We start from the raw sequence: 12915 nt of genomic DNA on the forward strand, positions 1-12915 counted from the left end.
AGGAGAGCGACCGGTGAACGCGACGTACGCGTTCATCGAGGCGGAGAAGACCACCCACGGCGTCGCTTTCCTGTGCCGACTGCTCAAGGTGGCCCACTCCTCCTTCTACGCCTGGCTCGCCGCAGCCGAGACCCGCTCGGCCCGCAAGGCCGCCGACGAGGCCTTGGCCCACGAGATCACCGTCATCCACATCGGCTCCCGCCACACCTACGGGGTCCCGCGCATCCATGCCGAGCTGCGGTGCCTGGGGCAACGCGTGAACCGCAAGCGGGTCGCCCGCCTGATGCGCGAGCACGGCGTCCAGGGAACCCACCGCCGCAGGCGATGGTCGCTGACCCGGCCGGATAAGAAGGCGAAGCTGGCCCCCGACCTGATCGGCCGCGACCTCCACGCCGAGATCCCCGGCACGAAGCCGGTCGGCGACATCACCGCCCTGCCCACCGCCGAGGGCTGGCTCTATCTCGCCTGCTGGCTGGACCTGGCCACCCGCGAGGTCGTCGGCTACTCGATGGCCGGCCACCACCGCGCCGAGCTCGTCGTCGACGCGCTGAAGATGGCCGCCGGACGCGGTGGTCTCCAGCCCGGCTGCATAGCGCATTCGGACCGCGGCAGCGAATACACCAGCAGCCTCTGCCGCCACATATGTGAGTTGGACCTCCGGCAAAGTTGCGGACGCACCGGATCTTGCTTCGACAATGCCGCCGCGGAGAGTTTCTGGGCCTTGCTCAAAGAAGAGATCGGCACCCGTGTCTGGCCCGACCGGGCCACCGCCCGCGCCGAGGTTTTCGACTTCGTCGAGACGTACTACAACCGCCACCGACTGCGCAAGCACAAGTTCTTCGGCTACCTCACCCCGGCCGAGACCCGACAGCGGCACCAACACAACTCGCGGCATAAACATCGACTGTCCAAGATCACGGGGAAGCTTCAGCTGTCGACCTGCTGCTGAACCTGTTCGACTGCCGCCCAACACCTCGCAGCATATTCCGGCGTCGGAGTGATCTACAGGGAGTGAATTCACCCACTTCGGCATGGAATCACGACATCACGAACGGGTCGCGACATGAGCGTCATTTCTAAGTGCCGCAGGTTCACGACGTCGTTGGCGTATCGATGCAGAGGATTCCTGTGCGTCTACTCGGCTGACCGCGCAGCAAATGACGAACCAGGCGACTGCAGCCCAACTTAACAGTTGTCTGAAATCACGCTAGGGCCGATGTTCCAGTCAAGAGGAGTCGAGTACAAGATGCTCTGCTCCTGGCGCCGTTACACCACAAACAGTGTCGCCGACTAGCCACCCAAGGGCCTGAATGAAGAGGATAGATAGGGCTAGCACAAGTGGAGTCGACATTCTGTCGCCAGACCCATGATGTTTTCGACATCATGACATTTGCCCGACCGCACCCATTTGCGTCAAAGTAGGTTCAACCAGCGGCCGGAGGGGACAATGTCTCAGCACGCAAGAGAACGCGAATGCAGCACTCGCCCTCCGCCCCAAGTCTCAGCGACTACACGAAGGCACAGAATTCAAAATAGGAGCTTTATCACGCAGTTCGGAGTAGATGGTGGAATTCACCGATAATCGCTGGGACAATCGGGACGAGGACACACTGGCAACTTTCCTCGACGAGTCAGGCGATGGGCAAGATTCACCTGACTTGGAGGCGCTGCAGAGCTTTCTGGACAGAAGGGCTGGAATGGCAAAAGTTGATGCCCGAAGGTGGCTGTCTGAAGCGAGCCTGCACTCCCGTCTGGCCCATGCCCTGACAGGAAGCATGCCTCCAGGAAGGGATTACGCAACGTGGCTATTGCGACTATTTCAAACACGAGCGCTCTTAGAGGAAGGACCTTTCAATCCAGAGTGCTCCGAGGATAATTGAACCTTCTTCGTCAAAGGGCGAGAGAAGGTCAGCCGACCACACTTCTACTGAAGCTATTCACTAAGGGCTGTCCCGTAATCCCCAGCAGGCGCACGACGACAGCTACAGGATCTCGCTGAGTTGTCGGATCGCCCGAATACGGCCAGTATGAGGGCGACCCTCCGCCTTGCGATGCACCGCATCCGACGCCGCGCGCTGACCCACCGGCGACTACGGGACAGCCCTTAGACCTACCGAGCACGCACTTATCGTTCGGCCCTGCGTCAGCCAAGGGGATGCGGTGATCACTCAAGCGTCGTCTTACTGAATCTCATTCATCCTGGGCTCTCAAGATTCGTAAGGCCAGGTCAGCGCGGTGACGTGGCGAAGCCCTCGTCCTTGGTTCGTGGTGATCCTCCTCACTGCGACCATCGGCCGGGGGCTTCGTTAGTTGCCTGTCCTGCCATGCTCGACATCTCCCAAGAACTGGTTGAGCACGCGGCATGGCTGATCTACGCCTAACGGCGTGAATTGCGCTCACCGCGGCCGAAGCTCGGTTGCTGCGAGCCAGCGCTGCTGATATTTGCGCTTCTCCACAAACAAGACGTTCCCGCAGGTGGGTGCCGGGTTCGGGACCTCAGAAGCGACATCCGTGGCGCTACGACGACGAGACGCTCGATGTGGTGACAGGGTGCGCAGCAGGATTGCATGAAGTGCTGGTGAGCCGGGGCGAAGACCTCATCGTGATCGTCGACGGCACCCCGATACCCACGACCGCATCGCCGCGGATCAGCCGTACTACTCCATGAAGCACAAGATGCATGGCATGAACGTGCAGGTCATCGCTGCTCCGGGCGGCGCACCGCTGGCGTTCGCGCGAGCGTCGCCAAGCCGCACCCCTGATCTGACCACTGCTCGCGCTCACGGCATCGTCCAGGTTTCCCCACCGTGCAGATCCAGGTGAGCGTCGATCCGCCCGCGCAAGGCGCAGGCTCAACTGTCCACACCGCCCAAGCCGTGCACACACTGATGACCTGCGACCGCAGGCTGAAAGAGGTCTACTCGGATGCGATTGATCGCGTACTTGGACTTGCCCGGTGGATGCCGCGTACTCCCGGCCAACGGCCAATTGGCCGATCCCAAGCGCCACCTGTCGAGAGCAACCTGCATAGGACGAGTCAATTCCAGAAATCCCGATCTTGGTTTAGGAAGGCAGGCTGCCGTGGACGCGAGCAGTGCGAATCCGCCCTCAACAGGTCGCTCTAATACCTGTACCTGCCATCACGCAGCAAGTAGTCTCGGGCCAGAGCCGGCGAACCCCAGAGAAGAGCTGGAGCCAAGTCTGCTTGACGACCCAGGCAACGCCGTCGCCTCCTCGCTACGCGAAGCAAGAGACGCTGTGTGCTTCGAGGAAGGTCCCGCTAGCAAACCGTCTTCCGACGGAAGCTGCGCGTGCTCACCGAAGTGTCTGAATAGTGCACCAGCTGGGACCGACCCGGCATCTAGTATGAGACTCGCGTTCTCCAAGAAGAGCCTAATAGCCGCCACAACATGTTTCGCTTTGTTGGCTGGCGGAGCAGGCGGGACCGTATCGTCGTTTCTATCCCCCAGAAGCGCTCCGCCCACTCACTCTCTGAACGCTGCGCTGTCGAATACGGCGAAAAGAGAGACGCTTGGAGTCACAAGGGTGGCCACCGAGGCACTGAAAAGCACGGTCACGCTGTATGTAAAGGGACGAGACAGTGACGGGGTGGGGTCAGGATTTATTTTCGACAAGCACGGGGATATCTTGACCAACGCGCATGTCGTTGCCCCCGCAGCCAATGGCGGAAAGATCGAGGTTAAGTTCTCCGACGGCGTACGCCATCAAGCAAGAGTTATTGGTGCGGCGAAGGGCTACGATATCGCAGTGGTCAAGTTGGATCACGCCCCCACGATGACGCCCGCAGCATTGCCACTTGGCAACTCCGATAGAGTCTTGGTAGGCGAGCCAGTCGTGGCCGCCGGTGCCCCATTCAGCCTCGATGGCACGATCACTTCAGGGATCATCAGTGCAACTCATCGCCCCGTGACCACCGGAGAGAGTTCCTCCCCCTCGTTCCTGGACGCGTTGCAAACCGACGCTCCCATTAATCCAGGAAATTCGGGCGGACCGCTGCTGAATGGCTCTGGAGAAGTTGTTGGAGTAAACTCGGCACTTCGTGCAGCAACAGAAAGGGATGCTGGGCAGCCTGGAAGTGTCGGGCTAGGGTTCGCAATTCCAATAGACCAGGCAGTATGGGTCGCCAAGGCGCTAATCGAGCATGGCAAGCCCGTGTATGCCCAGATGGGATTCTTGTGCAACACGACATTCAGGGGTCAAGGAGTCCAGATAATGCCGAAACGGCCCTCTGGGGAGCCCACAGTAACTCCCGGCGGTCCTGCCGCCAAGGCCGGCCTGAAGCCCGGAGATGTCATACTCAACTTCGGTGGACGCCCCGTGACCGGACCATCAGAACTAAAGGGTGCACTGTGGTCTCACCACCCCGGAGAGAAGGTGCGCTTGCAATTTACGCATGACGATAATATCCACACAACCACCGTGGTCCTCGGAGAGCATCGTGGAGACTTTTAGAGGTGCTATAGATTCATATCCCAACCGACTCATCTGAAGTCAATGGAGAAACACTCACCCTCTCAGGGGCCGTCACCGTGCCACGGCGACGGCCCTGAGGAGACTGATGAATAGGGATCATCGACGACTACTGACTTCGGCTCGTTAGGGTGATCTTTCTGGAAGTCCCTGACGAGCCCGGGGCGTTGTCTGTATCTCGTGGTGTATGAGGTATGCGGATGGGGGCGGGATTGACCCCTGCGGGACGTCGGCGCCGGGAGACGGTTCGGATGCAGGCGGCCGAGCTGTTCGAGCAGAACATCAAGCCGCCGGACGTGGCACGGCGCCTGCGGGTGAGCCTGAAGTCGGCCTACCTGTGGCATCACATGTGGCGGGACGGCGGCGTGCAGGCTCTGGCCTCCCGCGGCCCAAGCGGATCGCGATGCCGCCTGTCCCCGCGCTGCCTGGAAAAGCTGGCCGGCTACCTCGATGAAGGGCCGACCGCGCATGGCTGGGTGGAGGACCAGGTGTGGACCGCGGCGAGGGGGCGGGGCTGATCGCGATGCGATCGGGCTCCCGGACCCGGCTGTGCCACCGCCTGCGCACCCACCGAGCGGGCAAGAGCAAGCGCCGCAGCATGGGCGAGCGCGACTTCATCGCGCTGATCGACGGGACCCATCACCTCGTCAAACCGATCGTGCAGGTCTGGGACCGGCTCAGCACTCATGTCTCTCATGCCATGCGTGAGCTGATCGCCGAGCGGGAGTGGCTGACCGTGTTCCTCCTGCCCGCCGACTCGCCCGACCTGAACCCCGTCGAGTAGGTCTGGCGCACGTCAAACGCAGCCTGGCCAACCTCGCTCGCCCTCGACCGGCTCGAAGCCCTCGTCCGCAACCGACTCAAACGCCTCCAGTACCGGCCCCACACCCTCGACCATCCACTCTCACCTTGACGAGCCGAAGTCAGTAGATGGGGGGCCAGCGATGCCAAGCACCGGAACACTCTGTGCCATCGGTAAGTCACCCTCGGTCGAAATCGATGCCGCGCGCCCGTTCAAGCCGCGTCGGCAGCCAGAACATCCTCTCGTAGGCTAAAAGCATCGCGCACGGTCTCAGCCTCGCCCCCTGCCTCCTGAAGCCAGGAACGGCAATGACCGAACCCTTCATGGATACTGGGGGAAGAAGCGATAGGAAGCGCTATGAGACTCATTCGCCGCGATAGATCAACCAAAACCGAGGAACAGCATCACTCCCGCGACCGAATCTCGCGATGGCTCAGCCCTTGGACCGTCGGCCACATAGGATCATCCGAAGTCGAAGTGGCGATTAATCGGCGTAGGGCGCTCAAAGCGCAAGCAACATTGCGCGTAATTATCGTGGCAAGTCTCATAATAGAACTAGCCTCCTTTCCGCCATTGGAGAATTTTGGACCCACGATAGCCCTTGCGGCTATCTATGCAGCCGCAAGCATCTCCGTCGCGCTGTGGGCTTACTTTAGGCGGCTTGAGCAGAATACGATGCGAGTAAACCAATGGCTGATATGGGCATCCGTCCCCCTGGATTTGGTATTCCTTACGGCGATACTAGCGATATCCGGGGGATTTTCTGACGAAAGTTGGAATTCGCCATTTGTCGATGATGCATTCCTTCTCATTCCCGTTCTTGCGGCCTTTCAGATCCGGCCACGCGTCACGGCATTGGTTACCATATGTGGAACACTGGCGTATATCCTCGGCATCGCAGTAGGCCAACGGCACGGAAACCCTTACTGGCACTATACTCTGACACATGCCTTGTTCATCATGGTCATCGGAGCAGGATGTGTGCTGTTGTCTGCGATTCAGCTGCGCAGGTATCGGGAAATCGGGACTCTCATTGATCACCGGTCATGGCTTCTCGCGCGCGTAATGTCTGTCGAGGAGCGTGAACGGAATGAATTGGCAGAGGCAATCCATGACGGGGCACTGCAAAATGTTCTAGCGGCACGCCACGACATCGAGGAGGCAGCCTACGAGCTGCCGAGCGAGGCGCTTGACCGAGCAGCGTATGCACTTGCCGAAGCCACTCTCCACCTCCGGTCCTCAGTCATGGCTCTCCATGCAGAGATTTTGGAGGCTTCGGGATTGGTAACAGCTCTTAAGAGTCTGTCGGACCAAGTCGCGAAGCGAACCGGACTCGCCATAAAATTCCATTCTGACATCTCGACGGCAGGGTCCGCGGATCGCTTGCTGTATCGTGTTGCCGCAGAGCTCCTGAATAACATAGTCAAGCATGCAAATGCACACAGTGTCACAATTTCACTTACTGCTATAGACGCGAGCAGTGTACGTTTGCGGATTGTCGACGACGGTGTCGGAATATCGACAGAAACCCTAAGCGAACGCGTCGCAGAAGGGCACATCGGGATCGCGTCACATCGAATCCGCGTCGAGGGAGCCGGAGGCACCTTCACATTGCAGCCTAATAGCCCACAGGGGACGGTGGCGTTGGTAGAGGTACCCACGGAACCTGAAGGGGTCAGGAACCGTCCCCCTCCGCCGGAGTAACACTACGCGTTACAAACCTCGCCGGAACCTTGCAACCAATCCGCGCATTTGCCGACCTGCCGGACTATTGCTGACACGGCTATCCGCCTGATTCACGCCGTAGTGGCGAGAGCCGGGGACATCGGTCAACCAGGTGCCGCCAGTCTGGGGTTTCACGCCCTCCGTCGCACATTCGGTGATGATGGACAGTCGTCGAACTGTTTCAGCCCGGCGGCCAAGTGAGTTGTTGACATTTTCCCAGACCACCATTATCGCGCCGCCGAGCTGGATGTGTGCCCGCACCAGCAGGTCAAGATAGTCCTTCAACGCGAGCCGAGACTAGGGGTTCCCGAGCCGAGACACGGCATGTCGCCAAAGGCCGACCGTCGAGGTCCTCGCCCCGGCGACGTCGGCGACTCTCCATCCGCAGCTGACAGCCGTGCACCTGCTCCGGCGAGGCTGTGCACAGGGGACAGCCCGTTGATTCGTCGGAGTGTGCAACCGCGCCACGATCCGCTATCCGGCCGCATCCTCCATGACAAGCGATTGCAGACTATCGAGAGCAGGGTCTCCGTAAGGCCTGTCCCGGATAAGCGTGTGATCTGCAGCTTTGCTTGACGGTACCGTCGCCGGGTGGAGCTGAAGCGGTCGAACGGGGCCGTTGCACGTGGTTGGTGTGCGTCCTGATTGCCGCGTCGGGCGACGCCTTGAGTGCGTGGTCGCTTCATGGCATCTGTGCGGCCCGCACGGATGCCCCGGACGGGCTCACGTCAGCTGGAGTTTATCCGGCGGGTGGGGGCCTGACCGCTGAGCGTCGGGCATTTCGTGAGGGGATCCGGCTTCGGGCCGGGCAGCGGTTCGCGCGGGTGAGAAGGCCGCGGTGATCGCGATGGATTTGCGGGTGAGCGTGCGGCGGTGGAACGCTGGCGCCGTGCCTGGCGCGAGGGGCAGCGTGGAGGCCCTGCGCTCGGCGGGGCCGGGCGAACGCTCCGACCGTCACCGACGCGCAGTTCGTCGTGTTGGAAGAGAAACTCGGCAAGGCACCGGCAGTCCACGGTTTCGATGGCCAACGGTGGGCCCTGGTCCGGGTGCAGATGGTGATCCGTCGGCGGCTGCGGGTGAGTCTGCCGGTGACGACAGTGTGGCGGCTGCTGAAGCGGCACGGCGGCTGGTCCTGGCAGGCCCTCGCCCGCAGAGCACTCGAGCCGTGACGAGCACGCCGTGGAGCTCTGGAAGAAGGAGACATCCCACGCGGACAACGCGTCAAGCTGCTGCGGTGGAGAACTCTGCCGGTGACTGGTTAGGGAAAGCCTTGGTCTCGTCGTAGGTGCTCCAGCCTGGAGGCAGTGGAAGAGCATTCCCATGAAGCGGTTGAACAGGTTTCGCAGTGCGGCGACGTGGCGGTCGCCGGCTTCTTTGCGGCGGTCGTAGTGGGCTCTGGAGCCCGGTGACCTGGTGAGGGAGACGAAGGCCCATACGTAGCCGACCGCGGCCAGCCGCTGGCTCTTGACCCTGCGGCTCATGACCACGCAGCTCTTGCCGCTGGCCCGGGTGCGGGTGCACTTCCGGCATACGCCTTGAGTGAGCCGGCGGTCGCGAACCGGGTCCGGTCCCGCGATGAGATGAGAGATGATCCGTGCATATGGCTCAGGCCACGGACATCGAATCCGCCATTGCCAGGAGCGGGCGAGCGACCGTCAGAATTGGTCTCACTGGGACCACACAGGGGCCATTTCTGTCGTCTGTAGAGACGGTTTGGTTCGGTTCAAGGGCTGTACCGACCAGGGGCCAGATCCGTCTCCGTAGAGGCTGACGACCCCCAGTGGCGGAGAGGCCCGGATCCCTGACCGCAATCACCCTCGGGAGCGGGCCGACTCCCGCTCTATTGCTACTGAACTTGAATGAGTGCTGTCGGAGAGCGGGATCGCCTCGCCTCGTGTAGATCACGAAGCAGGTGCTGCGACATGATGTGGGGGTGACGGAGAGTGGGGCGGATCTGCTGGCGTTGCTGCGTGAACTCGATGACCCGCAGTGGCTTGAGTGGCCGGCAACGTACGACCGGAACGCAGTCGCTGCGCGGTTCGGCGAGCTGGTCACCCGGCTCGAAAGTGACTTCGGGGTTCCGTGCGTGGCTGAGCAGGACACGCAGGATTCCAGCGAGTTCGGGCGTGTCATTGTGCCCGCCGAGGCCACCGTGTGCGGGACCCGTCTCGTCGTCTGCGTGAGCAAGTTCGGGTCCCTTACCCTGGTCTGTGCTGAGAATCCGGGGGCATTCCTCGGGACGCAGGACGCACAGGACGAGGGCGAACTGGATGCCGTCGATCTCGCCTCGGTCGAGCGGGTCCTGATCGGGCTCGGCTTCACGGTCGTCCCGGAGGAGCTGGTGGAGTCCGACTACGACGGTCCGAGTAGAGCGCACCTATACGCGCAGCGGCCCACTTGGTGGGACCGATTCTTCGGAACTTTCTGACGGACACGCTCCGAGGACCAGTCCCGTGCCTGCGAGGCAGCCGTCGATCAGGTGGCGGCGGTACTGGAACTTCTTGAGCCTGCGCTTGACCGCGCGCGTGATCACACCGAGGTTCGCCGCCGCGAGGTTGCCGATGTCTCGCTTGACCAGCGACCAGACGCCTTCGGTCGGGTTGAGGTCGGGCGCGTAGGTCTGCAGCTGTACGACGCTGAGCCCCTCGGCATTGGCTTCGATGAACTCGCGCAGCGGCCGTGTCAGATGGAGTCGGACGTTGTCCCAGACCAGCACGATCGGCCACCGAGCTGGATGCGCGCTCGGACGATCAAGTCGCGGAAGTCCCGCCATCCGAATCCCTTCGGCTGATCCTTGCGCCCGGTGTACTCGCGGACGGCGTAGAACAGCCGGGATCGCTCGCCGGGTTTGTAGCACGTCATGTCTGCAATCGAGACCCGGCCGGAACCACGACCGCGCACCCGCACGACCGGCGTGCAACCGGGGCGACCCCAGGTCCTGGCCCGCGGCGGAGTCATCGACTGCCCGGCCTCGTCCTCGAAGACGATCCAGGCCCCGCGCTCCGCCGCGATGCTCTTACCCGCGGCCAGGTCTCCTTCTTCCACACTTCGACCGCGTCGTCGTCACGATCGATCGCGCGTCGTGCCGGCTGCTGCCACGACCAGCCGTGTCGCTTCAGCAGCTGCCAGGTGCCCTCAACCGTGTAGGAGACGTGGAACAGCCGACCGATCAGCGTCTTGATCCGTGCCAGTGTCCACCGCTGGTCTACCCAGCCGTGAGCCAGCGGGCCGCATTCCAGCTCCCGTTCCAATCGGGCGATCTGGACCTTGCTGAGTCTCGGCCGGCCCGGCGACCCCTTCGACAGCACCCCAGATTCGCCTTGCTCTCGCCAAGCTCGGCGCCACCGCTCTACTGATCGCTCGCTCACCCGCAGAGCGGCAGCGATCCCGCTGTTGCTGTCCCCGCCCTCGAAACGTGCGACGGCCTGAAGCCGTAATCGCTCCCGCGCCGCCCTGCCAGCGTCGGTCAAAACCCCGCCCTGTGCGTACCTCACGCCCGAGGTCTACCGCACGAGCCAAGCCCTCGTCTGGCCAACGGCCCCGACATCACGCTTTCAGGTTCAGTGGCGCTCGAGTCGCTGGGTGGAGCCAGGGCTATCAGCTCGCTCCCGAGTGAAACAAGCCCGCTGTCTCCTTCAAGGCCTCAAGGAGCCTGGTATGGCTTGGCGGTGCCTCGCTTCGCTGCCCATTAGGTGTGGCCCCGCGTAAGGCTCGCGGCAGCGTGCGAGGCCTGGATTGCCTTCGAGGACGAAGCTGGCTTCTCGATAACGCCGCCCCGGCGTCGCCGTACCTGAGGCTGGCACGGACACAATGCCGTCGTCCGCATTTGCGGCTGCTGCCGCCGCCGGATATCCATCTACGCAAGGGCTCTTAATGGCCAACTCAGGTTTTCGAGGGTTCTGCAATCTCTGCTTGAATACCCCATCAATGCGAATCAGTACCGACGACCACGCTCTCCGCTAAAATGGTTCGGGCAGCAAGAGGGAGTTCCGCCCCCATGAGCGAGAATGGTTGGCGAACTCCCGGAAAACTTACTTTCTCGACCAAGTCTCGATAACCAAGGAATTTATATAGTTGGCGCGCTGGCGTCGGTCCGTGCGGTGTCGACAGCACAGAGCGTGGCTCAGCAGCATGCGCACACAGTTCGCTGATCAGCTGAGTCCCAAGCCCTCGATGCTGATAGGAGGGCAGGACGTGCAGCTCGCACACCAGAAATGCTTCCTCAGTCCAGCCTGTGTTACCCGAGTCGCGCAAATGGGGTACGGTATAATGACGCCACCATTCAGAATGGTCACTTGGGATTCCGTAGGTAAACCCTAGAAGCTCGTCGCCTTCCATGGCACCATACCCCCTGAGACCTGGGAGGCGGGTGCGGTGAAGCCTCTCTCGCAGGCGGAAGTCAAGCGCAAAACGATGCATTCCGAGGGCCTGCGCCTGAACGCGCAAAGTGTCGAGCGCGCGCGAAGCGACATCAATTCTCGTTATTTGAATTGAACTTCCATATGCTTGCTGATCGAACATTTCGACTGGCGCTCTCTCGTCGTGTGCGAAGAAGAGGATATGTCGCCCAAAGGCTAGTCTCCACAGAGGAAGACAGGTCCGGAAGTGGTCTCACCACAAAATCACCCCGTCGCCTCCACGTCCATCCCGATCGGGTAGCCAGAAGGTCATTTCCCTGCCTTATTGGGCTACTCTTTTCTCGCCCCTTGCGAACTCGTCGGTACAGCGCGAGTCGACCAATTCCTTTGTGCACACCCAGACTCACCTCGGCATAGCGGAGAGCGCGCCTCTTACGCGCCGTGCCCTCACCAGGTTCAAGCACCCAATTGCTCGGTCCACCCTCGCCTCGGCTAATCCCCCTTCGGACTCACCCGATGTGCGACTGCGCACTGCTCGAGGTCGGCATCTCTCGACGTGCCGCACAGTCGGCGGACATGTAGTGACAGCACGCACAAATTGAAACAAGAATATCCCGGACAACTTCGTGGCCATGCACGAGCGGCAGCGTGCGAGTCACAGTCTTCCTGCGTACCGAGTGCGGCGTGGCATCGTGCACCTGACGAACCAGCGGGCGCCCGTCCTGCCACCTCGGTTGCCACGAGCGCATCGAGATCTACCGGGCCATCGTCAGCTCTCCCAGGCTCGCGGGCCTTGTCTTGGCGGGGCAGATGTGAACGGCACGCCGCCGAGCTCCGCGATGCCGCACTACCCGCTACGGAAGAACTTGCTCGTAGGCAGAGGCCGTCCCGGCTGAACGTGGCCGTCGCTACCGGAGGCTGTCAGCCGGCGCTGGTGGCTCGAGCACCATTCACCCGCCGCCCCAGCACAACTCCCTCCTCAGCGGTGATCGTCGAACCTTATGGCTTCAGCTCTCTGCTCGGTTCTTCTCAGCCAGCTCCGAAGGACGGTCACGAACCCCGCAAGTCTGCCCGGATGTCTTCCCCTTCGGCCCGACCTCAAAGTGGGACGGCCATCATAAAGTCCCATGTTGTGACTCACGGCATGCTCGAAGGACTCAAAGTAACCAATCGTGCAAAATCGTTCCTGGTTAAACAAGCTTGCCACCCGCATTGCCGATAGGATTCCTCGCGCGCATTCATAGGCGAGTCGCACAGACCGCTTGCCATCTTCCGCATTCACTAATGACGCGGAAAGGGTAATCTGAGGCACTAAAGCAACCCCCTCGCCAAATGCAGCACTAAGCCCATCGATTCGACTGATACGATACGGAAAGTGGCATGTATCCGACACCCGATTCGACTGATGCACTGGCCATGGCACAGCTCTCACTGGAAGAGGCGCGGCATATCGTTAGTGACGTCGCCACAGAAGCAGAAAGGGTCGCCGTCACAGAACTCCACAGCGTGACACGCGGGCCGATTGCTTCATATTTGTAC

The 12915-nt window shown here is 61.6% G+C and carries 10 protein-coding genes and 2 pseudogenes; 8 read left to right on the top strand and 4 right to left on the bottom strand.

Annotated features, from left to right (window positions below):
- The 6 genes and pseudogenes from ACIQMR_RS35755 to ACIQMR_RS35780 all read left to right on the top strand — a co-directional run.
- Positions 1-949 (top strand): IS3 family transposase (locus tag ACIQMR_RS35755; RefSeq protein ID WP_401396615.1); only part of this gene is annotated, 949 nt, incomplete at its 5' end.
- Positions 950-2324: 1375 nt separating this feature from the next.
- Positions 2325-2882: pseudogene (locus ACIQMR_RS35760) on the top strand (transposase family protein); the annotation flags it as partial.
- Positions 2883-3546: 664 nt separating this feature from the next.
- Positions 3547-4473, top strand: a complete 927-nt coding sequence (locus tag ACIQMR_RS35765) for a S1C family serine protease (RefSeq protein ID WP_401396618.1) — start codon at positions 3547-3549, stop codon at positions 4471-4473.
- 269 nt (positions 4474-4742) lie between these two features.
- Positions 4743-5009 (top strand): helix-turn-helix domain-containing protein, encoded by a 267-nt coding sequence (locus tag ACIQMR_RS35770; protein ID WP_401396621.1) that lies wholly within the window; start codon positions 4743-4745, stop codon positions 5007-5009.
- A gap of 5 nt (positions 5010-5014) precedes the next feature.
- Positions 5015-5404, top strand: a pseudogene (locus tag ACIQMR_RS35775) (transposase).
- 423 nt (positions 5405-5827) lie between these two features.
- Positions 5828-6997 carry a sensor histidine kinase gene (locus ACIQMR_RS35780; RefSeq protein ID WP_401396624.1) on the top strand — a complete coding sequence of 390 codons (1170 nt, stop codon included), beginning with the start codon at positions 5828-5830 and terminating at the stop codon, positions 6995-6997.
- Positions 6998-7006: 9 nt separating this feature from the next.
- On the opposite strand, the gene ACIQMR_RS35785 is transcribed toward ACIQMR_RS35780, so the two are convergent.
- Positions 7007-7303 (bottom strand): hypothetical protein, encoded by a 297-nt coding sequence (locus ACIQMR_RS35785; protein ID WP_401396627.1) that lies wholly within the window; start codon positions 7301-7303, stop codon positions 7007-7009.
- 689 nt (positions 7304-7992) lie between these two features.
- On the opposite strand from ACIQMR_RS35785, the gene ACIQMR_RS35790 reads away from it, so the two are divergent.
- On the top strand, positions 7993-8187 hold the full coding sequence (locus ACIQMR_RS35790) for a winged helix-turn-helix domain-containing protein (RefSeq protein WP_401396630.1): 195 nt from the start codon (positions 7993-7995) through the stop codon (positions 8185-8187).
- A 758-nt stretch (positions 8188-8945) separates the two neighbouring features.
- Positions 8946-9446, top strand: a complete 501-nt coding sequence (locus ACIQMR_RS35795; RefSeq protein WP_401396633.1) for a hypothetical protein — start codon at positions 8946-8948, stop codon at positions 9444-9446.
- Here ACIQMR_RS35795 and ACIQMR_RS35800 read toward each other — a convergent pair.
- The 3 genes from ACIQMR_RS35800 to ACIQMR_RS35810 form a co-directional block, all read right to left on the bottom strand.
- On the bottom strand, positions 9396-9734 hold the full coding sequence (locus ACIQMR_RS35800; protein ID WP_401396635.1) for a transposase: 339 nt from the start codon (positions 9732-9734) through the stop codon (positions 9396-9398). The genes ACIQMR_RS35795 and ACIQMR_RS35800 overlap by 51 nt on opposite strands.
- A gap of 238 nt (positions 9735-9972) precedes the next feature.
- Entirely contained in the window at positions 9973-10512 is a 540-nt protein-coding gene (locus ACIQMR_RS35805) for a winged helix-turn-helix domain-containing protein (RefSeq protein WP_401396638.1), read from the bottom strand.
- A gap of 430 nt (positions 10513-10942) precedes the next feature.
- Positions 10943-11539, bottom strand: a complete 597-nt coding sequence (locus ACIQMR_RS35810; RefSeq protein ID WP_401396640.1) for a GNAT family N-acetyltransferase — start codon at positions 11537-11539, stop codon at positions 10943-10945.
- Between the last annotated feature and the right edge of the window lie 1376 nt (positions 11540-12915).

It is taken from the genome of Streptomyces sp. NPDC091376, from assembly GCF_044757085.1.
Taxonomy (GTDB): domain Bacteria; phylum Actinomycetota; class Actinomycetes; order Streptomycetales; family Streptomycetaceae; genus Streptomyces; species Streptomyces pratisoli.

What these genes read in the sequence shown, in the direction of transcription:
- ACIQMR_RS35770 (WP_401396621.1), top strand. Translation starts at nt 4,743, where the DNA reads ATGCAGGCGGCCGAGCTGTTCGAGCAGAACATCAAGCCGCCGGACGTG.
- ACIQMR_RS35810 (WP_401396640.1), bottom strand. Translation starts at nt 11,539, where the DNA reads ATGTTCGATCAGCAAGCATATGGAAGTTCAATTCAAATAACGAGAATT.